This window comes from Peptoniphilus faecalis (assembly GCF_012976305.1).
Classification (GTDB): domain Bacteria; phylum Bacillota; class Clostridia; order Tissierellales; family Peptoniphilaceae; genus Peptoniphilus_A; species Peptoniphilus_A faecalis.
This window is the reverse complement of record NZ_JABDSR010000001.1, coordinates 50054-72917: the sequence shown is the minus strand read 5'-3', so window position 1 is coordinate 72917 and position 22864 is coordinate 50054. Positions and strand designations below refer to the sequence as shown.

Sequence of the window (22864 nt, the reverse complement as noted above, 5' to 3'; positions counted from 1 at the left end):
GTCATGTTTAATAATAACTTTGTAACGGCCTTTGTTGCTGCGGCGGGAATGGGCAAGAGAATGAATATGGGAATAAATAAACAGTTTCTTTCTATTGATGACAAACCAATACTTGCTCATACAATTAAGAAAATTGAAAAATCAAAGTACATTGACTTTTTAATTTTAATAGTAAAAAAAAGTGATATGAGATATGTATACGACATCATTGAAAAATATAAAATTAATATAAATTATAAGATTGTCTACGGTGGCAAAGAGAGGCAGGATTCAATTTATAATGGTCTTTTAAAAATGCCAGAAGAAACTGATATTGTACTTACCCACGATGGAGCAAGGCCCTTTGTATCAGTAGATAAAATTGACGAAGCAATTGAAAGAGTAATGGATACTGGTGCAGCTGTCCTGGCAAATCCAGTTAAAGACACTATAAAAGTTTCGACTGATGGAAAACTTGTGGATTACACACCAAATAGAGATAGACTTTGGCAAGTACAGACGCCTCAAGTTTTTAAAAAAGAAATTCTTATGAGAGCTTATGATCAAGCTTACTCTGAAGGCTACTATGGTACAGATGATTGCTCTTTAGTTGAGAAGACGGGAATTAAAGTGAAATTAATTTATAATTCATATGACAATATAAAAATTACTACAAGAGAGGATCTATCTATTGCAAATATTCTAGTAAAGAAGGTGAATACATGAGAATAGGAATTGGTTATGATGTTCACAAACTAGTAGAAGATAGAAAATTATTTATTGGCGGAATTGAAATTCCCTATGAAAAAGGGCTTTTAGGTCATTCTGATGCAGATGTACTTATTCATGCAATTATGGATTCAATTTTAGGTGCCCTTGCTCTTCGAGACATCGGCTATCATTTTCCTGATAGTGATAGTGAATACAAAGGCATTGATTCGAAAGTTCTTTTAAAAAGAGTTTTTGAAATTATGAAATCTAAAAATTATAAAATTGGAAATATTGATGCTACTGTCGCTTGCGAAAAGCCAAAACTAGCACCATATATTGACAAAATGAGAGAAATAATTGCTGATATTTTAAATACAGATATAGAAAATATTTCTATAAAGGCAACTACAACTGAAAAACTTGGTTTTATTGGAAGGGGAGAGGGAATTTCCTCAGAATCAGTATGTTTACTTGAAAGGGATGATTAATTAAGTGAAGTTTTTTATTGATACTGCGAACATTGAAGAGATTAGAGAGATTAATTCTTGGGGCGTACTTTCAGGAGTTACAACTAATCCAACACTTATCTCAAAAAATGGCGGGGTTTTCGAAGATGTAATCAAAGAAATATCTGAAATAGTTCATGGAGACATTTCCGCTGAAGTTATTTCTACAGATTTAAGCGGAATGCTTAAAGAAGCGAGAGAACTTGCGAAAATTTCTAATAATATTGTAATAAAAATTCCAATGATTGAAGAGGGATTAAAGGCTGTAAGTATACTTAGCAAGGAAGGAATAAGGACAAATGTTACTCTAGTATTTTCAGTTTCTCAAGCCTTATTAGCAGCAAATGCAGGTGCTACCTATGTGAGTCCTTTCATGGGAAGACTTGATGATATTGGCAAGTCAGGAATCAACCTTGTTGAGGATATTGCCTTTATATTTAAACAATATGGATATAACACTCAAATCATTGCAGCAAGTATAAGACATATAAATCATGTTGAAGATGTTGCGAAAACTGGTGCTGATATAGCAACTATTCCTTATAAAATATTTAAGGAAATGATTAAGCATAAATTAACAGATAGTGGTCTAAAAAGATTTTTAGAAGATTTTAAAAATGTAAAGACAAAGGAGAAATAAGATGGACAGAAATTTAGCATTAAATTTAGCAAGAGTAACTGAAGCCGCAGCACTTTCAGCAGGTAAATGGCTTGGAAGAGGCGACAAAAATGCAGCAGATGGTGCAGCAGTAGATGCAATGCGAAGAATGTTTGATACAGTTGATATTGATGGAACTGTAGTTATTGGCGAAGGAGAAATTGATGAAGCTCCTATGCTATACATTGGAGAAAAAATTGGCACAAAAAAGGGCGAAGAAGAAGTAGATATTGCAGTTGATCCTATTGACGGAACAAATTCTATTGCCAATGGTACCGATAATTCTATAGCTGTACTTGCAGTAGCTCCTAAGGGTTGTCTTTTAAATGCACCTGACATATATATGGATAAAATTGCATGTGGACCAAAAGCTAAAGGACTTATTAAACTAGACGATACACCAACTGAAAATATTAAAAGAGTAGCAAAGGCTCTTAACAAAAACATTAATGATATTGTTGTCGCTGTTTTAGATAGACCTAGACATGAAAATTTAATCAATGAAATTATTTCTATTGGAGCAAGGGTAAAAAAAGTTTCTGACGGAGATGTTGTAACGGCTATTGAAACTTGTTATGAAGATTCTGGAATAGACCTTGTAATTGGACGTGGCGGTGCACCCGAAGGTGTAATTGCAGCAGCAGCATTAAAATGTTTAGGTGGAGATTTCCAAGGCAGACTTCATCCAACAGATGAAAAACAAGAGCAAAGATGTAAAGATTTAGATTCAGATTTAAAAAAGATTTATACAATTGAAGATTTGGTAAAAGGGAATGAAGTTATTTTCTCAGTGACTGGCATTACTTCTGGAGAAATTCTTGAAGGAGTAAAATATTACGGAGACAATAAAGCAAAAACTGACACTTTAGTTTTAAGACTTCCTAGTGGAACACAAAGATTTATAAAATCAATTCACTCTCTTGATTTAAAACCTGATTACGCAAAATAATTATTATGAATAACGACAATGAATTAAAAAATAAATCCATAGATGATTTGAGAAAGATTTCTAAATCATTGGGACTAAAAGATGTAGAAAAATATAATATTGAAGATTTAAAAAATTATATTATTAAGGGCGAGATCCAAATTAAAAATTTAAAAGATGAGTCATTAGAAAAACTAAAAGTTTCTGAACTTAGAAATATTGCCAAAGATTATGGAATTGAAAAATCCTATAATTTAAAAAAAGAAGATCTAATTAAAGAAATAAATTTAATAAGGGAAAATAAAAAAATTGAAAATTTAGACCTTTCAGAAAGTGCACAAAAAACTTTAAAAAATTTAGAAGATAAAGATTATGTTAAAGGAATTTTGGAACTTCACCAAGATGGATATGGATTTTTAAGAAGAGTTAATTATCTTCCAAGTGAAGAAGATATCTATGTATCTCCATCACAAATAAGAAAGTTTAGACTTAGAAATGGAGACGAAATTTTAGGCATAAAATCCCCACCAAAGGATGGAGAAAATTTTAACGCTTTGCTATATATTAAATTAGTAAATGGAATGCACCCTTCAAAAATGTTAAATAGACCTTATTTTGACAATTTAACTCCAGTTTACCCAACAAAGAAAATAAATTTAGAGACAAAAGATGAAGATATTGCAATGAGAGTAATAGATTTGCTTTCACCAGTGGGCCTTGGTCAAAGGGGACTTATAGTTTCTCAACCAAAATCAGGAAAGACAACTCTTTTGAAAAAAATATCTAAATCAATTAATATAAATTATCCAGAATTACATTTGATAGTACTATTAGTTGACGAGAGACCAGAAGAAGTTACGGACATGAAAAGATTTGTTAAAGGAGAAGTAGTATATTCAACTTTTGATGAAAATCCAAAAAATCATGCTCGTGTTGCTGAAATGGTAATTGATAGAGCTAAAAGATTAGTTGAAAACAAAGAAGATGTTGTAATACTTTTAGATTCTTTAACAAGATTATCTCGTGCTTATAATTTAATCACACCCACAAGTGGTAAAACTCTTTCTGGAGGACTTGACCCACTATCACTCCACAAGCCAAAGAGATTTTTTGGTGCTGCGAGAAACATTGAAGAAGGTGGAAGCTTAACCATACTTGCTACTGCTCTTGTAGATACTGGCTCTAGAATGGATGATGTAATCTTTGAAGAATTTAAGGGAACTGGCAACATGGAACTTCATTTAAATCGAACTCTTTCAGAAAAGAGGATTTTTCCTGCTATTGATATTTTAAAATCAGGAACAAGAAAAGAAGAGCTTTTATTAGATAAAGAAGAGCTAGCGTTTAATTATGAGTTTAGAAAAAATTTAAACGAAGATAATATTGAGGATGTAACTGAAAAGTTTTTGGATAAACTTTCAAAAACAAAGAATAATTCAGAATTTTTAAACAAATAAATTTTGCTTTATTTCTTCACAAATGTTGATTTATAGCCTAGTTTATTGTATAATAATTAAGGAAACAAATATAATTTGTACAATAATAAAAATTATGTTATAATATAAAAATTGAGTTATAAATAGTTTAAGGGGGCTAAACAATGAAAAAAGGAATTCATCCAGATTATAAAGAAGCGACAGTAACTTGTGCATGTGGCAACACTTTTAAAACAGGATCTGTTAAAGAAGATTTAAAAGTTGAAATTTGTTCAGCTTGTCATCCTTTCTTTACAGGAAAGCAAAAATTCTCTGACCATGGCGGAAGAATTGAAAAATTCAATAGCAGATATAAGAGAAATAAATGACAAGAAGGTTAGCCTAGCTAACCTTTTTTATTACTTAAATTTATGAAAATAAAAGATGCCCTTATTGAGGGAAGAGAATTTTTAAAAAATTTACAATATACAGATCCCGCTTTTGAAACACGAAGAATTTTAACAGAACTTTTGAATAAAGACTTATATTATTTAATTGCACATGATGAAGAAGAACTAGAAAAGTCAGTAGAAGAAAAATATTTTAACATTTTAATAAAAAGGCAATGCGGAATACCCCTACAATATATTTTTGGCAAAGAAGATTTTTATGGTAGAACTTTTACAGTTTTAGAAAATGTTTTAATACCTAGACAGGATACAGAAATTTCTGTTGAAGTAATATTAAAATTAAATAAAAAAAACAATATAAAAAATATGCTTGAAATTGGATGTGGAACTGGTATTGTTAGTATTACAGTTGACTTAGAAAGTGAAGAAAAAATTGATATTACATCAGTTGACATAAGTCCCTTTGCAATTAAAAATTCAAATATAAATAAAAAGAATTTAAAATCAAATATTAAAATTTTAAAAAGCAATCTGTTTGAGAAAATTAACGAAAAATTTGATTTAATTTATTCAAATCCACCTTATATAAAATCTAGTGAAATAGAAAATTTACAAATAGAAGTAAGAAATCACGAACCAAGACTTGCCTTAGATGGCGGAAGCGATGGACTTTATTTTTATAGAAAAATTATAAAGCAATCACGAAACTATTTAAACAAAAATGGATTTTTAGTATTTGAGATAGGTCATGATGAGGCAGAAGACATTTCTTCCTTAATGAGAAAAAATTTTAAAGTTGAAATTTTTAAGGATTTAAACAATTTAGATAGAGTAGTAGTTGGACAATTAAAAGTATAGGAGTAAATATGTACGAAAAACTTTCTGTTTTTGAAGATAGATTAATAGAACTTGAAAAAGATTTAAGCAATGTAGAAATTATCAATGATTCTAAATTATACCAACAAAAGGCAATTGAACACGCTGAAATTGAACCTATTGTTGAAAAATATAGAGAATATAAAAATACATTAAAAAATTTAAATGAAAATAAAGAATTAATTAAAGAAAAATTAGACGATGAATTTAAAAACTTAGTTAGAGAAGAAATAAATGAAGATACAAAAAAAATTGAATCCTTAGAAAATGATTTAAAGATTTTATTAATTCCAAAAGACAAAAATGATAGTAAAAATGTAATGGTAGAAATTCGTGCAGGAGCCGGTGGAGATGAAGCAGCTCTTTTTGCAGGAGTTTTATATAGACAATATGTTAGATATGCAGAAAGATCTGGATTTAAAGTTGAAACAATTTCTTCAAATGAAATTGGAATTGGTGGATTCAAAGAAATTGTATTTATGATTATAGGCAATGGAGCTTACTCTAGACTAAAATACGAATCAGGAGTTCATAGAGTTCAAAGAGTACCTGAAACAGAAAGTGGCGGAAGAATTCACACTTCTACAGCAACTGTAGCAGTTTTGCCTGAAGCTGAAGATGTGGATATTGAAATTGATCCTACAGAAATTAAATTTGACGTATTCCGTGCATCTGGAAATGGCGGGCAATGTGTAAACACAACTGACTCTGCAGTAAGACTTACTCACATTCCAACAGGAATAGTTATATCTTGTCAAGATGAAAAATCGCAACTTAGAAATAAGGAAAAAGCAATTAAATTACTTAGATCTAAATTATACGATTTAAAACTTCAAGAGCAAAATGAGAAAGAATCAATGGAAAGATCTTCACAAATTGGAACAGGGGATAGATCTGAAAGAATTAGAACTTATAATTATCCTCAAGGAAGAGTAACTGATCACAGAATTAATTTCACATCTCACAAAATTGATGCTATAAATGATGGAGATTTAGATGAAATAATAGACGCTTTGATAGCATATGATCAAACACAAAAAATTGAAAACTTAGATTAAAAATTAATACAAATATTAGATTTATTTAGTACATTTATTTGATTTTTCATAAATATTAGTCTATAATAATAAGTGTAATTTATTATTAAATTTTATGGGGGTAATATTATGAATCAAATGACAAGTGACAATTTAAGATCAGCATTCGGCGGAGAATCTCAAGCTCGTACTAGATATAATATCTGGGGCGATGTAGCTGAAAAAGATGGATTTAAAAATGTAAAGAGACTTTTTGATGCAACTTCTGATGCAGAAAAAATTCACGCAACACTTCATTTCAAAGCTCTTAAAGATGTATCAGGAGACTTTGCTGTAACATCAACAGCTGGTTTTGGAATTAACAGTACTTCTGAAAATCTTGAAGCTGCAAGAAATGGAGAAATATTTGAATCAACTCAAATGTATCCAGCATTTATCGCAGTTGCAGAAATGCAAGGAGAAAAAGAAGCTGTTAAAGCTATGAAATTTGCTACAGCTGCTGAAAAAGTTCACGCTGAAAGATATTTAACTGCAAAAGAAGCTGTAGACTCAGGCAAAGACCTAGATGTTGAAAATATTTATCTATGTCCTGTATGTGGATATATAGCTTTTGAAGAAGAAGAAAAATGCCCAATTTGTGGATGTGCAGGAAGCAAATTTGTTGCATATTAATTAAAAAAGGCTATCGTAAAAGTCATTATTTAGAAAAAGGCGAGGAAAGTTTAAATCCTCGCCTTTTTGTTTTGGGACTTTTGCAACAGTTTTTTTAAATACATAAACTTATTATACAGTGTCACATGAGCAATCACGTTATTTTTTGTTTATGATCTAATTATAAATTTATTTTTCATGAGATTTTTCCGTTTGTTACCCAAGAGCTGCTTAGTCGAGACGGTTGAAGTATAATGTTTTGCCTAAAGTGGAGTAATTAATTTAGAGTTATTTATAATGAAACTTTCAAGATATTCTTCAAATAAATCAAGATTTTTTTTAACGGATGGTCTTGTGTAAATATTTTTAATTTTATATATTGTTCTAGACGGAGGTGGATCGGTAAGAAAAGATATTTTAATCTTTCTAGTTTCGTTATAGAATTGTGCTACTTCCAATGGAACTATTGCCCATGATTTTTTTCCACACACTAAATTAAATATAAGACCTGAAGTATCTACTTTCAATTGAGTTTGTATATTTGGTCCAAAACAATAATCATGCCATATTTGAAAATCTTTTCCCCAATCAAGTTTTAATTCGTAGAATGCGTCTAGATTTTTTGGATTTTCTATTTTATTGTAAATTGAATCTGAATTACTTATTACTACCATTTCTTCTCTGAAAATAGGAGTAGCTATTATATCCTGCGATTCCTTTAGTATGGATACCATTCCAATATCAATATCATTGAGTTCTACTAAATTGCATATTTTAAGAGACCAGTGAGAGCTAATATTTAATTTTATATTAATGTTCTTCTGAATAAAAGATTTATATAATTTTGGCAGAATGTATATATTTAAACTATCCACAGCTCCAATATTTATTGTTTGATTAGCATCTTTATTTTTCCAATTTTCCAACTCTTTTTTTATGTTATAAGCTTTTTTTGCAAATTTTAAAAATTCTTCTCCTTTTAACGTTAGGCTAATTACTCTTTGTCCTTGTTCTCTGTTTATTAATTTAGTTTGAAGCTCTTCTTCAAGTTTTGTTACACGGTATGATACTGTAGATTGAGATAAAAACAGTTTCTCAGATGCTGCTGTTATGCTTTTTGTATCAACTATTGCTAAAAATATTTCAAAATCGAATAAATCCATAAAACCCCTCTTAATATCGATTAAATTAATAATTATTGAACTATTTGATATTATACAATAATTTTATGAATTATTCAAATAATACGATAACTAGTATAATCAACATATAAAAGGTTTTCATACTTTAGTTTATTTAAAATTTTAATTAGGAGGTTATATTATGGTAGCTAGTAAGAGTTTGTTATTAACATGGGTATTTTATATTTTTTTAAGTGTATTTCCTGCAATTTATCTTTGGATCATTAAAAAATAATCATTAAGGGGGTTTAACTGTGTCTAATACAATGATTTATTTTATTATAGTTGTTGCGTTTATGGTTGGATTGTTTATTTTCGGTTTATATATTTCAAGGACAATAAAAGATCCTGATGACTGGGTTGTAGCTAATCAGAGCTTAGGCATTATTCCTTTGTCTGGTACATATTTTGCAACCATAGTCTCAGCCACATCGATAGTTAGTTATTTGGGATATTATTATCTTGAAGGTTGGCCTGGAATGTGGAACTTTGCAGGAACATTGCTTACTTCATTCTTGGCTGCAATATGGGTTGCCAAAAAAATGCGTTCTTTCGGTTGTACAACTGTACCAGAATACATATACAAGAGATTTGGAAAAATACATTCTCTTTTCGCATGTTTTATTATTTTAATCGGAGCAATCACATTAATGGCTGCTCAAATCAAAGCTTCAATAGCTGTTATGAGGCCATTTGTATCTTGGAGTGATGTAACTATAAGTATTGTAGTCCTTGTAATATTTGTAGCTTTTACTGCTCTTGGTGGAATGAAAGCTGTTGCGTGGACAGATACTATTTGTGCATATATTATAATTATAGGCGTGTGGGCTATGGCAATAAGTTATCTTATGCAAATTGATGGATTTGGGGAACTTATGAGGGAAGTTCAAGTCATTAATCCAGATTATGTGAAAGCTTTTTCAAGCAACATAACACCATTAACAGCACTAGGCTGGACTGTTACTTGGGGAATATGTAACTTTGGGGCACCACAATTTGTAGGAAGATTTTTATCTGCAACATCTCCTGAATCTGCAGCTAAGAGTCAAGCTGTTACAGCTTTAATGGTAGGAATATTTTATATACCGCTTTTAATAGTAGGAATAGGAGGAATGCTTATAATGCCAGGGCTTAATAAACAGGATATGATTTTTGGCACTTTGGTTATGGAAACTGTTCATCCTGTTGTTGGAGGCTTAATGTTTGCAGCTGTAATAGGTGCAATAATATCTACTGCAGACTCACTTCTTTTGCTTGCAAGTACAACTTTCACAAGGGATTTGTGGAGAACATTTATCAGACCCGAAATGACATCTAAGACCGAACTTAATATGTCAAGAGCTATTACTGTCATAATAGGGATATTAGGAGTAATACTTACATTTACATTAACAGATGTAATTCAATTTGTACAAGCAAGAGCTGTAACACTAATGGGCTCTGCAATGGCAATGTTAATATTAATAGGTGCATTTAATAAAAAGATAACACAAACAGCTGCATTAGCTTCTATGATTACTGGTTTTGTAGTTGCAAATGTATGGTATGCATTGGGACAGCCTTATGGAATTTATTCAGCTCTTCCAGGATCAATATCTTCTGGTTTAGTATTAATAATAGTTAGTATGTTTACTAAACCTATGCCTAAAGAAAAACTTGCAAGATTTTTTCCAGAAGAATGAAGTAAATAAAGGACGAATAAAATGAAGTTTTAATATGAAAATTAATTATATTTAAGAAAGGAATGTTAGAATGAAACTAGATTTAGCTATAATAAATGGTATTGTGTATGTAGACGGAAATTTTAGAGAAGTAGATATTGGAATTAAAGATGAAAAGTTTGCAGTTATTTGTGAGAAAGGATTACTTCCAGAGGCCGAAAAGACTATTGATGCTACTGGTAAATATGTTATACCTGGTGGAATAGATACTCATGTTCACTTTAGAGATCCAGGACATACTGACAGAGGAACTTTCTATACTGAATCACAAGCTGCAGTAGCAGGCGGAACAACTACAATTTTAGAACATCCAATTTCTTCGCCGCCACAATATAATAAAGAAATTTTAGATAATAGAAAGAAAGTTGCAAAAGAAAGACAAGGTGTTGTTGATTATGCCTTTTATGCAGCGGCAGGTGGACAATATCCTGAAGAGATAACAAAGGTTGCGAAAGAAGGTATCGTTGCATTTAAAACATTTCTTCACGAAGCACCCGAAGGAAGAGACGATGAGTTCATCGGTTTAACAATGGCAAATGATTATGAAGTGTATATTGGTATGAAAGAAGTTGCAAAGACAGGTCTTCTTCTTGCATCGCACGCAGAAAATAATGACTTAATTCAAGGATTTATTGACCATTATAGAAAAGAAGGAAAGGTAACTCCTGAATATCATTGTTTATCAAGACCTCCAATATCTGAATATTCTACAGTTCAAAAAATGCTTTTATTTGCAAAAGAAACGGGATGTAGACTGGAACTTGTTCACATTTCTACACCCGAAGCAATGGAAATGGCAAAACAGGCAAAACTTGAAGGACAAGAAGTATTCCTTGAAACTTGCCCACATTATTTGCTTTTAACTGAAGAAGAGCTATTAAAGCATGGACCATTTGCTAAATGTAATCCACCACTTAGAAGTCAGGAAACTGTAGATAAAATTTGGGATTATGTAATAGATGGAACCGTTGACTTTATAGGCAGTGATCATGGACCATTCCTTATTGAAGAAAAAGAAAATGGAAATAAAGATATATTTGTTGCACCTGCAGGATTTATAGGAATTGACTTAAGGCTTCCGCTTATGCTAAATGAAGTTGCAAAAGGAAAAAGAGGGCTGACACTTGAAAAAGTTGTAGAACTTTGTAGTACAAACCCAGCAAAAATATTTGATATTTATCCAAAGAAAGGGACTATACAACCTGGTTCTGATGGCGATTTAGTAATATTTGATATGAATGATAAGTTCACAGTAGATAGAAATAAAAATTATTCTGGTTCGAAAGAAATAGCAAGAGTATATGATGGAAAAGAATTACATTGTAAATTAAATTATACAATTCTAAGAGGAAAAGTTGTAATGGAAGATGGATTAGTTGATCCGGAAAAAGATGGAACAAAGGGCTGGGGAGAACTTGTTTTAAGAAATGAAAAATAATAATTAATTATAAGAGTATTGGGACATCTCAATACTCTACTATTAATTACAATAAGGATGATTATAATGGGAAGCTTAATAAACAGAATGCTGAATCATAGAAGTATTAGAAAATATAAAAACAAAGAAATAGATGAATAAACGCTTAAAAATTATTTTAAATAATTAGTACAACTCCATTATCTTCTAATCTTCAACAGTATTCAGTTATAAGAATTAAAAATAAAAAGGTGAAGGAAGAGATTAACAGATATGTGAACAAAAATTTGTAAAAGATTTGCCTAAACTTTTAATTTTTATAGTAGATAACTATAGAAATCACGAAATATTAGAAAAGAACAATCAAAATATAAAGGTTATTGAAGTTTATAAATTATTTCAAGGCTATGCAGATTTAATGATTGCAGCAACTAATTTAGCTAACGTAGTTGAATCTTTAAATATGGGATATGTATTTTTAGGTTCTATATTAAATGATATAGGTAAACTAATAAAACTGTTAAGTCTCCCAAAATACACATTTCCTGTAATAGGACTTGGATTTGGATACCCCGATTATATTCCGAGAATTAAACCAAAGATTAATTATGAGGTTAAGGTTTTTGAAGACGAATATAAGAGATTTGATAATTATAAAGAATTGATAAAAAACTATGATGAAATTATGTCAAATTATTATAAAAGTAGAGATGCGAATAGCAGAGAAGACAATTTTTCTCAACAATTAATTAAAAAGATTGCTCCTGCTATAGAAATTAGAAAACAAGTAATTAAATTTTTGTTAAAACAAGGTTATAAACTTAATATTTAAACTAAGGTGGTCTAAATGATTAATATAGATAGATTATTAAAAAATTTAAAGGATATTGGAGAAATAGGCAAAGGGCTTGATGGCAAAGGAATTTCGAGACTTGCTTTTTCGAAAGAATATTATGATGCGTTGAGAAAGCTTGATAATTTAGCAAGAAGTAAAGGTTTTGACACAAAAATTGATAAAATAGGAAATTTATTTATAACATATAATCCAAATAATAAAGGTAAATTTATAATGATCGGTTCTCACTTAGATACCGTTAAAAATGGTGGCCTTTATGATGGAGCTTTGGGAATATTTTCTGGATTTGAAATTTTAGAAACTTTAAAGGACAAAAAGCGTCATCTAAATCATGGAATAATTTTAGCTTGTTTTAATGCTGAAGAAGGAAGTGAAATGGGTGGCACTTTTGGAAGCAGAAGCATATGCGGAAACAATATAATAAGTGACGAATTCAAAGAAAAGTTAGCATTTTACAATCTAACCCTAGATGATGTTAAGTCTTGTGAAATGAATCTATCAAATGTAGTTGCATTTTTGGAAATTCACATTGAACAGGGTGGAACACTTGAAAATGAAAAATATGATGTTGGCATAGTCGATGGTATAGTTGGAATTACAAGATATAATATTATGATTAATGGAACTGCGAACCATGCTGGTACTACGCCAATGAATTTAAGAGATGATCCTATAAGAAAATTACCAAATGTAATAAATAAATTATATAAGGAGGCTAAGAAATTTGACCAGCCTTTTGTAATGACAATCGGAAATATCATCATTAAACCCGGTATGTATAATGTTATTCCAGGAAGTGTTGAAGTATTGACAGAAGTTAGAGATTTAGAACAATCTAATATTGAAGAATATTATGATGAAATTAAGAAGTTTGTAAAAGCAGATGAAAAATTAGAAATTTATAAAAATATTGAAAAGCCTTCTGTTAAATTAGATGAAAATATAATTAAAATTATGATAAAAACTGCAAAAGAAAATGATTATAATTTTAAGGTTATGAGTAGTGGAGCGGGACATGATGCTAAAGAAATAAGTAAAAAAATTCCAACGGCAATGATTTTTATTCCAAGCATTAGAGGAGTAAGCCATTCACCAGAAGAATATTCAAAACCTGAAGATATTGAATTAGGGGTAAATTTATTTTACGATTGCGTAGTTGAAATTGATAGGAGCATATAATTATGTTAAAAGCACTTATAATCAATCCAAATAGCGACCAAGAAATGACCTCTAAAATCAAAGAGGTTATAGATTTGTTTAAAACTGAATATATTAAAGTGTATGTAGCTGGAGCGAATAGTGGTCCTAAATTTGTTTTTTCAGAAGAAACTATTAAAGAAACTTTTGATGGAGTTTCAAAGATTATAAAGGAAAACAAAGAAAATTACGATATTTTTATATTAGCTTGTCACTTAGACCCCAACTTATTTGAATTAAGAAAACTAACCGATAAAATTATTTTAGGGATTGGAGAATGTTCAATATTATTTTCTAAGATGCTGGGGAAAACTTATTCTATTATTGGTTCATCGGATAAAACTGTTAAGTTAAAAATTGATATGACTAATAGATATGGGGCTTTAGATGGACTTGTAGATGTAGGATATCCAAAAGAGCAAACGAATAATGAATTAAAAGATGATTTATTAAATGCTTCCATTGATTCCTTGAATAAAAACGAAGCTGATTCAATAGTGTTGGGTTGTGCAGGATTTGTAGGGATAGATGCTTTTATAGAATCACATTTAAAAAAAGACGTATTTGATGGCATAATAGTGTCAATGATGATAGCTGATAACTATGCTAAATATAAATATTATAAACTTAAATTGAGTTAGGATGATTATAATGGTCATAAAAACTACATGCCTTAAGGAAAGTATATACCAGCAAAAAGTATTAGAAATTTAATTTATACTGCTGGAACAACATCAAAAGATAATGGATATACAACCCAGTTAAAAATTGAAGATTTTACATCTGATTACTTATATGATGAATCATATGAAGATTTAGTGTGTTCAATAGCAACAGTATTGTTTAACCACTTCAAAGTGATGCTCTGGTTGAAATGTAAGTGATATTTGTATTAAATTAATTTAATTTTTAGTAAAAGCAGAGTAGAAATACTTTGCTTTTTATTTCAATTAAATAAAATACAGGCTCTACTTATGATGAAGATAAGAATATGATTCATATACATAATAAAAAAGAGTGTCTGGAGGATTTAATTGAAGGGACAAATGTTAAATCAGTTTTAATAGTTTATAAATATAGGTCTGATTTATAAATTTTTAAAATAGTTTTAAATAAATAATTAACAATATTTGATTAAATTTACTAATTAAAAAATATCAATTGTATAACTAGAAAATCAAACAGAAAAGTATTGTAAAATATTTTAAGTATTAGCTTATCCTGATTAAGATAAGCTGATACTTTTTTATAAAAGTATCGTTGTTTATATATAATTTTTAAAAGTAAGCTATATCCAATTTTTTATATATCTAAATAGAGCTGTAAACTTGTTTTTTGGTTAGAAGATTTAAATTTCTAGGATTGTTAAATATATGTGACAATAAAACCATCTAGTAGCATTTCTAAAAAGGCATATTTATTATTTACAAACAATGCATATTTCTGTCAAAGAAAAAAGTACCTTGATTATAACATAATCTAATGAGATCAAAAGAAGGTATAGAAAAAAATCTAAATAAATTAACATCAAAAATAATAAATAAAAACTTAAAAGTTATAAATATAGAAAAAAGCTTAAGAAATTTTTTTCAAAAGTATAGCTTTATTAAATTTAGATATTTTTAAGATAAATCTATCTAAAAAAATTATCCAATCAAAAAAGATAATGACTAAATTCAAATATTTAATAAAAAAGCGATGAGTAGAATAGAATTATCTATTTTGCAACAGAACATCATAACTTTTTTACAAATTTTTTAAATTAGTTTTATAATTAAGTTTTTGTTACAAATGCAAAAATTCTTTGAGAAAATTATTATATTCCTTTATACTTTTTATGTAAGAGAGGTTGATAAAATGAATAAAAAAAGATTTAGTTTAATAGTGGCTATATTTTTAATGACTATTACTATTAATGTTTTTGCAGAAAACAAGTTATTATTTAATGAGCCAATTGCTCCAGGAGTTGTTAGATATAAATATGAAGTTACTGGAGATAAAAAGGATACCTTGGTAAATGTTGTTAAAGTTGATTTAAATAATCCTCATATAAAAATTAATACTGTTGCAGGAGGTGGTACTTATACAAATAAGGCAACTGTCTCACAAATGGCCGATAGAACTAATGCTGTTGCTCTTGTAAATGGAGATTTCTTTACAATGCAACTTCAAGGTGTACCACTAGGTGCATCTATAATCGATGGTGATATGAAATCATCTCCAGCAGTTTTAACTGATATATGGTCTTTTGGTATTGATGAAAATAATACTGCCTTTATTAATAGCACAAAATTTATAGGAAGTGTAACAGCTCCTAATGGCAAGTCTTATCCAATTGACGGATTAAACAAGACATATTATTGGTATCAACCATCTAAGGAATATTCTCACGAATCAAAAATTCAAATGTATAATTCTTTTTGGTCTTCTAAATCAAGGGGAGATAGCACTGCTGGTGAGGTTCTTCTTTCAAAGGATAATATTGTGGAACAAATTGTGTATAGAAAAAACATCGATATGAAAATTCCTGATGGAAAGAAAATTTTACAAATAAGTGGAGAGTCAGAAAGATTTGTTCGTGAAAATATTAAAGTTGGAGACAAATTAGAAATTAAAACTAATATTGAACCAAATAGAAATTGGAAGATGATGATTGGTGGTCATGCACTTCTTGTGGAAAATGGTGCGATTAAAAAATATACTAAGGATGTAACTTCAATTGGCGGTGTTAGAGCGAGAACAGCCCTAGGAATAAGCCAGGATGGAAAAACTGTATACATTGTATCAGCAGAGGGAAAGACTAATAGATCTTCAGGTATGTCTTTAAATGATTTGTCGCAATTTATGTTAGATCTTGGAGCTTTTAAGGCGATGAATTTAGATGGTGGCGGTTCAACTGCAATGGTTGTTAGAAATTTAGGAGATTTAAAGAGAACTAGAGTTACAAATCCAGAAAAGAATGCTGGTGAGAGAAAAGTGGTAAATGGACTTGGAGTTTTCAACACAACTACAAATACAAATATTATTTCTGATATAAAGTTTGAAAGTGATTTAGATACGATTGTTGGAGAAACGCTTAATTTAAAATTAAAATCAGCATGGGATGAATTTTTAAATCCTATTGACATTAAAGATAGAACTTATACAATTGCTGACAATTCTAATGGAACAAATATTTTAAATGGATTGTCATATCTTTCTATGAATCCAGGAAAGTTTAACTTAATTATTACAACAAATAAGGGTGAAAATATAAATAAAGAAATCAATGTAGCTGATAAGTCTGCTTACACAAAATTTAACATTGATGCAAAAAATAAATTTATAAAAAGAGGAATGAATTTAAGTCTTGACGCAAGTGGAGAATATAAAGGTAGAAAAGTAAAAATCTCCCCAAGAGTTATAAATTATTCTTTTGAGGATATGGAGGCAAGCGTCGATCCAAATAATTTTAATATTAATATTTTAGATTATGGCAGAAATCCTAAGATAATTGCAAAACTTGGCGACGAAACTTCTACACTTTCACTATATGATGAAAATACAAAATTAATAAAGATGAAAGTCAATGATGTAAATTATAGTATTAATGGTGAAGCAAAAAAAATGGATGCTAAACCATTTATAAAGAATGACAGAACTTTAGTCCCACTTAGATTTATTGTTGAAGCTATTGGTGGAGAAGTAAATTGGGATAATGATAATAGAATTGTAACTGTTGACAGTAAAGGAAAAAATTTTGAGCTTAAAATTGATTCAAAGACTATAAAAGTTAATGGAAAGGACGAAAACATCGATCAAGCTGCAATAATTAAGGGTGATAGGACTTATGTGCCAATTAGATTTATTGCAGAAAACTTGGATATGGTTGTAAATTATATAAATGAAACTCGTGAAATTGAAATATCTTATTTTGAAGATAAAAATTCTCTAAACGATGAAACTATAAAAGATGATAATTCAAATAATGCAGTTAACAATTCACAAAATAAAGAAAATAATTCAAAAAATAATTTAAATGCAAAAAATAAAAATACAAATAAAAATAATTCTGCTAATACAAAAAATGATAAGCTTAACAATGAATCAGAGAACAATTCTAAAAATACTGTAAATTTATTTAACTAGATGAATTTATAAAACAGATCTTATAGATGTAGATTTTAAAATCTATTTCTATAGGATCTTTTTTATAAATAATTAAAAGATAGTTTATAAAATATTTTACAAAGAAATAATTGAATTAAAATAAAAAGATTTTCAGAGAGATAAAAGGAGAATCTGAGTGTTAAGAATATTTTGCGATTTTTATTATATCCATCAAATACATTGAATTTGATTTGATGATTTGTCAATAAAAAAAGGAACTCTAAGGAGTTCCAATACATTGTTAAATTTATTTTTCTAAAATCATTTCACCAATTTTATATACATCGCCCGCACCCATAGTTACAACAACATCGTCCTTTTTAATATTTTCTTTAATGAACTTTACTATGTCATCAAAGCCAGAGATGTAGAAGGTATTGTCTCTGTGTTCAGAAATCGCATCTCTTAAAGTTTTTGAGTGAATGTCGCCATAATCTTTTTCACGTGCCGCATAAATATCTGTAATTATAATTACATCTGATTCGTCAAAAGAATTGGCAAAGGCATCTAATAAAAGCTTTGTTCTTGTATAAGTATGAGGTTGAAAAATTGTATAAAGCTTTCCCTTACAAGCATTTTTAATTGCGTGAATTGATGATTTTATTTCCGTTGGGTGGTGAGCATAATCGTCCATAATTTTAGCTCCATTGTAATAACCCTTTTCTTCAAGCCTTCTTTCTACACCTTTATAATTTTTAAGTCCTACAATTGCATTTTCAAGGGGAATATTATTTACATAAGTCGCAGCAATTGCGGCAAGAGAGTTTAATACATTGTGTATTCCAAGGACTGAAAGCTCAACATGATTTATTTTTTTATTATCTAAATATAAATCATAAACAGGGAAGCCATCTTCGTTAAAGTCAATATTTTTTGCTCTTAGATTCGCATGATTATTTTTTATTCCAAAAGTAAAGACTTTGCAGTTGTCAATTGGGAAGAGGGGATTAACATTTTCGTCGTCAATATTTAAAATTACATAATTATCTTTATGAAGATTATCTACATAGCCCTTAAAAGTTTTAATAATATGGTCAATGTTGTCAAAATAGTCTAAGTGGTCTTCGTCAATATTTAAAATAATTTCTGTAGTAGGGAAATACTTTAAAATATTTGCCTTATATTCGCAAGCTTCTGTCAAAAATAATTTTTCATCGCCAATTTTAATATTCCCGTCGATGTCCTTTAATTGTCCACCAAGCATGATTGTTGGACTAATTTCTAGGTCTTTTATAATTTCAGTTATCATAGAAGTTGTAGTGGTCTTGCCATGAGTTCCTGAAACTGCAATGGAATATTTATAATTTTTCATAATAGCACCTAAAAATGTGGCTCTATCAACTAGGTCAATTTTTTCTTTTACGGCTGCCATATATTCTTCGTTGTCAAAGGAAATTGCATCAGTAAAAACTACAAGATCCATATTATCAATATGTTCTTTTTTATGCTCATAATATATTGTGGCACCATTTTTTTCTAATTTTTCTGTATTTATAGAGGGACTTCTGTCACTTCCATATACATTATAACCTTTATAAAGCATAAGTTCAGCAAGAGCAGACATGCTGATGCCACCAATTCCTATGAAAAATATATTTTTATACTTACTGTCATCTATATTAATTTCAAACAAATTACTTCCTCCAATTCTTTTTAATTATATCACAAAAATTTTACAAAGAAAAAACAATAAACATTAATCTAAAATAAATTACAGTAAAATTTTTAATTAAAACGTTTATTATATATCTTAATTGTGCTATAATATGGTAAAGAAAGAGAGGGATACTTGTATGAACATAACTGATGTAAGACTTCGCAAATTGCCAACAGAAGGAAAGCTTAAAGCAATAGTATCTGTAACCTTTGATAATGAATTTGTGCTTCATGATATAAAAATAATAGAAGGAAATGAATCTTTATTTTTAGCAATGCCAAGCAGAAGACTTTCCAACGGAGAGTACAGAGACATTGCTCATCCAATTAATGCGGAAGCAAGAAAAGAATTAGAAGATGTTGTTTTTAAAGAATATTATGCTGTAAAAGAAAAATTAGATTCAGAAGAAGTAGAGAAACAAGAAGAAAAAATTGAAGAAGAATAATATAAGAGAGTCATAAGGGGCTCTTAATTAGGGATTTATTTCCTTAAAATTTAATCGGCATGAAGGTATTAACCTTTGTGCCGATTTTTATATGTCAATTTTCCCTATTAAGTTCCAATAAATCCAAATGGTTTGTTTCTTTAAATTTGTACCTAGAACTTTTTCCGATTGTTCTACATAAATCTTATCTACAAAAGTTCTAATTATTTCTGGATCGAGTTCTTTAATATCCGTGTACTTCCTAACAAGTTTTAGGAATGATTCCACATTAAGTTCTTCTTCCTGCAATTTTGTAATAGTTTCTTCAAGTTCAGCTATTCTTTTTTGAAGTGAAAGCTCTTCTTCATCATAAGCTTTAGCCATTTTCTCAAATCGTTGATCAGATATTTTACCTTCCAAGTTATCTTCATAGAGGTTTTGAACGATAGAGTCAAGTGTTGCAATTCTATCTTTAGAATCGTCTAGTTCCTTTTTCTGACTTCTTAATACTTGATTTAACTCGATTGTTTTCTTCTTCAAAACTAAATCAACAAACTTATCTTCATGGTCTTTTGCAAAGGCTGTAACTTTCCTAATTTCTCTAAGAAGAATTTCTTCAACTTGAATATTCTTAATTTGATGTGAAGTACATTTGCCTTTTTGCTTTCTATATGATGCACAAACGAAATATTCTTTATCATGAGACCAGCCTTTACCTCTTACTTGATACAATTTTGCTCCACAGTCTGCACAGTAGAGCATTCCAGATAATGCAGGCATTTCTCCTAAACTGTTACGAACTCGTCTTGTTTTTCTTATCCTTTTTACAATATCAAAGGTTTCTTCATCAATAATAGGCTCATGAACATTATCAAAGATAGCCCATTCAGACCTCGGATTGTCTACACTTTTCTTAGTCTTATAATAGTCTCAGGACATTTTTAAAGGATTTGAGTAATTATTTCTTCATCTATTTGTATAAGTAAGATTGAAATGAATTTTCTGGTTATAAAAAATATTTCTCCCTTTATTAGCCCTAAGACAAAAATGATGGTTATGATTAGAAAAAAAAGACGGAAATAAATCCGTCTTAAGAAATATGTAAAGATTAAGTTGTAGAATGTGGTATAATATTATAGAAAAACTGTACAAAGTAGAAGATTATATTGAGGTGGATTATGGGATTTTCCTATGACAAATTATGGAAAAAATTAGTAGATGAAAAGATGAATAAATTAGACCTACAAAAAGCTATAAACACAACTCCTCATACCATAGCTAAAATGGGACGAGATGAGAATGTGAGTATGGAAATACTTGGTAGGATATGTAGATATTTTAAATGTGATATATCGGAAGTATTGGAGTATAGAATTGAAAATACTAATGATTGAAGACGACAGCACAATTGCCTTTGCTGTTAAAACTTACTTAAACAAGCATAATATTGAAACTATTATTTATAACAATCTTTCTCAGACAGAAAATCTTAATTTTAATGATTTTGATTTAATTCTACTTGATGCTAATCTCCCAGATGGGTCAGGCTTTAATTTTTTAAAGTGGCTGAGAGAATTTTATGACCTTCCTGTAATAATGCTTACTGTAAAAGACGAAGATGAGTATGTTATCAAAGGTCTTTCTCAAGGAGCAGATGATTATATTACAAAACCTTTCTCTCTTCCTGTTCTAAAGGCAAGAATAGACAATGTATTTAGCAGAAAAATAAAAAAGGTTGATGAACTGACTTTTGAAAATTTATCTTTAGATTTCATTTCAAAACAAGCTTCAATAGATGGAATAGATCTAGACCTTAACTTAAAAGAGTTTGCTATATTGGAAATGCTCTTAGAAAATCAAGATGTAAATCTACTAAGGAAGCGAATTTTAGATTATGTATGGGGTTATGATTTTTATGAAGTAAACGACAATACTTTAACAGTAACTATAAAAAGACTTCGAAATAAACTTGGAGAGTATGGAGAGCATATAAAAACAGTTAGGGGAATAGGCTATAGGTGGGATAATGAGAAAAAATAAAAGAATTTTATTTACTATATTCCTAAATTTATTGATGTCTTTGTTTGTAATTTATCTCAATCCAAGATTTGATATTCTAACACTCATAGATTTTCTACTAATAAATGTAATTTTATTTCTAATTCTTAGAAATATTGAAAATAAAAAAGAAAAAGAGCTAGAAGATAAGATTAATAATATATTTATTCTCCTCCATTCATTGGATATAGACTCGGATAATTATGAAATTATAGATGATGAATTTGGAAAATTAAGAGATGAGATTATTAAAATTATTATAGAAAACAAGAGAATAGCTGAAAATGCTGAAAAAAACAAGGAAACTTTAAGGGAATATACGGAAGATATTGCCCACCAAATAAAAACTCCTCTAACCGGATCTCTATTATTACTTGACTTATTAGAAGACGAAGAAGATAAATCGGCAAAAGAGTATATATCTAGACTTAGGGACAATCTTCTTAGACTTTACAATCTATCTGATATTTTATTAAAACTTGCAGCCCTTGATTCAGGTACAATAGAAATGACAAGAGACAGGATATATGCTCGAGAATTAATTGAAGATATCATACAAAACCTAAAAGATTATTTTATTAATGATAATGTTGAAATTCTCCTTGATGGAGATGATTTTAATCTTATATGTGATAAGAAATGGACCTATGAAGCAGCATTTAATGTGATGAAAAATGGTCTAGAAGCAACAGAAGATAGGCATATAGAAATTCACTTAAAAGAAACGAACTTATATAAGAGTATATTTGTGGAAGATTTTTCTAAAGGTTTGGATCGTGAAATGTTAGAAAAAGTTTTTAAACGTTTTTATAAGCTGGATCCAAATTCAAAAGGTTATGGGATTGGGCTTCCTATGGCAAAATCTGTTATGGAAAGGCAAAATGGAGAACTTTTATATCACAAAGGAAAAAAATCAAATGCCTTTGAACTGAGATTTTATAATTAAATTCTAAGACTGTGTCTAAAAATAAGACATAGTCTTTTTTCTAGTCACTCTCCAGTCACTTAAGCCTAGTATTATATAGACAAGTTA

Annotated in this window: 22 protein-coding genes and 1 pseudogene; 19 read left to right on the top strand and 4 right to left on the bottom strand. The window is 29.3% G+C overall.

Annotated elements, in window-relative coordinates; genetic code table 11:
- The first annotated feature begins 3 nt into the window (after positions 1-3).
- The 9 genes from ispD to HKO22_RS00285 all read left to right on the top strand — a co-directional run bounded on the left by ispD (position 4) and on the right by HKO22_RS00285 (position 7192).
- The gene (ispD, locus tag HKO22_RS00325) at positions 4-705 is read left to right on the top strand and encodes a 2-C-methyl-D-erythritol 4-phosphate cytidylyltransferase (RefSeq protein WP_075658916.1); all 702 of its coding nucleotides are present in this window, start codon (positions 4-6) and stop codon (positions 703-705) included.
- Positions 702-1178 carry a 2-C-methyl-D-erythritol 2,4-cyclodiphosphate synthase gene (ispF, locus tag HKO22_RS00320; protein ID WP_075658915.1) on the top strand — a complete coding sequence of 159 codons (477 nt, stop codon included), beginning with the start codon at positions 702-704 and terminating at the stop codon, positions 1176-1178. The genes ispD and ispF overlap by 4 nt, the downstream gene beginning before the upstream one ends.
- A gap of 4 nt (positions 1179-1182) precedes the next feature.
- Positions 1183-1836, top strand: coding sequence for a fructose-6-phosphate aldolase (gene fsa, locus HKO22_RS00315; protein ID WP_169967671.1), 654 nt, complete (start codon positions 1183-1185; stop codon positions 1834-1836).
- A gap of 1 nt (position 1837) precedes the next feature.
- Positions 1838-2803 carry a class II fructose-bisphosphatase gene (gene glpX / locus HKO22_RS00310; protein WP_169967669.1) on the top strand — a complete coding sequence of 322 codons (966 nt, stop codon included), beginning with the start codon at positions 1838-1840 and terminating at the stop codon, positions 2801-2803.
- Between the two features lie 5 nt (positions 2804-2808).
- On the top strand, positions 2809-4239 hold the full coding sequence (gene rho, locus HKO22_RS00305; protein ID WP_169967667.1) for a transcription termination factor Rho: 1431 nt from the start codon (positions 2809-2811) through the stop codon (positions 4237-4239).
- Positions 4240-4382: 143 nt separating this feature from the next.
- Positions 4383-4586: a 50S ribosomal protein L31 gene (rpmE, locus tag HKO22_RS00300; RefSeq protein WP_075658908.1), complete on the top strand. Its 204-nt coding sequence runs from the start codon at positions 4383-4385 to the stop codon at positions 4584-4586.
- 42 nt (positions 4587-4628) lie between these two features.
- Positions 4629-5465 (top strand): peptide chain release factor N(5)-glutamine methyltransferase, encoded by an 837-nt coding sequence (gene prmC, locus HKO22_RS00295; RefSeq protein WP_169967665.1) that lies wholly within the window; start codon positions 4629-4631, stop codon positions 5463-5465.
- A gap of 8 nt (positions 5466-5473) precedes the next feature.
- On the top strand, positions 5474-6541 hold the full coding sequence (gene prfA / locus HKO22_RS00290; RefSeq protein ID WP_169967663.1) for a peptide chain release factor 1: 1068 nt from the start codon (positions 5474-5476) through the stop codon (positions 6539-6541).
- Between the two features lie 108 nt (positions 6542-6649).
- Positions 6650-7192 carry a rubrerythrin family protein gene (locus HKO22_RS00285; RefSeq protein ID WP_169967661.1) on the top strand — a complete coding sequence of 181 codons (543 nt, stop codon included), beginning with the start codon at positions 6650-6652 and terminating at the stop codon, positions 7190-7192.
- A 242-nt stretch (positions 7193-7434) separates the two neighbouring features.
- Here HKO22_RS00285 and HKO22_RS00280 read toward each other — a convergent pair whose 3' ends face one another.
- On the bottom strand, positions 7435-8334 hold the full coding sequence (locus HKO22_RS00280; RefSeq protein ID WP_169967660.1) for a LysR family transcriptional regulator: 900 nt from the start codon (positions 8332-8334) through the stop codon (positions 7435-7437).
- Between the two features lie 284 nt (positions 8335-8618).
- Here HKO22_RS00280 and HKO22_RS00275 point away from each other — a divergent pair, with 284 nt between their 5' ends.
- The 6 genes from HKO22_RS00275 to HKO22_RS00250 all read left to right on the top strand — a co-directional run bounded on the left by HKO22_RS00275 (position 8619) and on the right by HKO22_RS00250 (position 17671).
- Complete coding sequence (locus HKO22_RS00275; protein WP_328818423.1) at positions 8619-10034, top strand: sodium:solute symporter family protein; 1416 nt, start codon at positions 8619-8621, stop codon at positions 10032-10034.
- 70 nt (positions 10035-10104) lie between these two features.
- A complete protein-coding gene (gene allB / locus HKO22_RS00270; protein ID WP_169967656.1) occupies positions 10105-11511 on the top strand; it encodes an allantoinase AllB in 1407 nt (468 codons plus the stop codon).
- Positions 11512-11788: 277 nt separating this feature from the next.
- On the top strand, positions 11789-12322 hold the full coding sequence (locus tag HKO22_RS00265) for a nitroreductase family protein (protein ID WP_169967654.1): 534 nt from the start codon (positions 11789-11791) through the stop codon (positions 12320-12322).
- A 15-nt stretch (positions 12323-12337) separates the two neighbouring features.
- A complete protein-coding gene (locus HKO22_RS00260) occupies positions 12338-13525 on the top strand; it encodes a hydantoinase/carbamoylase family amidase (protein ID WP_169967652.1) in 1188 nt (395 codons plus the stop codon).
- A 2-nt stretch (positions 13526-13527) separates the two neighbouring features.
- Positions 13528-14184 (top strand): aspartate/glutamate racemase family protein, encoded by a 657-nt coding sequence (locus HKO22_RS00255; protein ID WP_169967651.1) that lies wholly within the window; start codon positions 13528-13530, stop codon positions 14182-14184.
- Between the two features lie 1216 nt (positions 14185-15400).
- Positions 15401-17671 (top strand): stalk domain-containing protein, encoded by a 2271-nt coding sequence (locus tag HKO22_RS00250; RefSeq protein ID WP_169967649.1) that lies wholly within the window; start codon positions 15401-15403, stop codon positions 17669-17671.
- Between the two features lie 268 nt (positions 17672-17939).
- On the opposite strand, the gene murC is transcribed toward HKO22_RS00250, so the two are convergent.
- Positions 17940-19325 (bottom strand): UDP-N-acetylmuramate--L-alanine ligase, encoded by a 1386-nt coding sequence (gene murC, locus HKO22_RS00245; RefSeq protein WP_169967648.1) that lies wholly within the window; start codon positions 19323-19325, stop codon positions 17940-17942.
- Between the two features lie 160 nt (positions 19326-19485).
- Between murC and spoVG the strand changes: the two genes are divergently transcribed.
- Positions 19486-19794, top strand: a complete 309-nt coding sequence (gene spoVG / locus HKO22_RS00240; RefSeq protein WP_169967647.1) for a septation regulator SpoVG — start codon at positions 19486-19488, stop codon at positions 19792-19794.
- 87 nt (positions 19795-19881) lie between these two features.
- Here the strand turns inward: spoVG and HKO22_RS00235 are convergent, their stop codons facing one another.
- Together HKO22_RS00235 and HKO22_RS10940 are read right to left on the bottom strand one after the other, a co-directional pair.
- A complete protein-coding gene (locus HKO22_RS00235) occupies positions 19882-20553 on the bottom strand; it encodes a DUF4368 domain-containing protein (protein ID WP_235932783.1) in 672 nt (223 codons plus the stop codon).
- A 36-nt stretch (positions 20554-20589) separates the two neighbouring features.
- Positions 20590-20679: pseudogene (locus tag HKO22_RS10940) on the bottom strand (recombinase family protein); the annotation flags it as partial.
- Positions 20680-20951: 272 nt separating this feature from the next.
- On the opposite strand from HKO22_RS10940, the gene HKO22_RS00230 reads away from it, so the two are divergent.
- The 3 genes from HKO22_RS00230 to HKO22_RS00220 are packed head-to-tail and all read left to right on the top strand — an operon-like array spanning position 20952 to position 22777.
- On the top strand, positions 20952-21167 hold the full coding sequence (locus HKO22_RS00230; RefSeq protein ID WP_169967645.1) for a helix-turn-helix domain-containing protein: 216 nt from the start codon (positions 20952-20954) through the stop codon (positions 21165-21167).
- Positions 21148-21813, top strand: coding sequence for a response regulator transcription factor (locus HKO22_RS00225; protein ID WP_169967643.1), 666 nt, complete (start codon positions 21148-21150; stop codon positions 21811-21813). Before HKO22_RS00230 ends, HKO22_RS00225 begins: the two co-directional genes overlap by 20 nt.
- Positions 21800-22777 (top strand): sensor histidine kinase, encoded by a 978-nt coding sequence (locus HKO22_RS00220; protein ID WP_169967641.1) that lies wholly within the window; start codon positions 21800-21802, stop codon positions 22775-22777. Before HKO22_RS00225 ends, HKO22_RS00220 begins: the two co-directional genes overlap by 14 nt.
- The last annotated feature ends 87 nt before the right edge of the window (positions 22778-22864 follow it).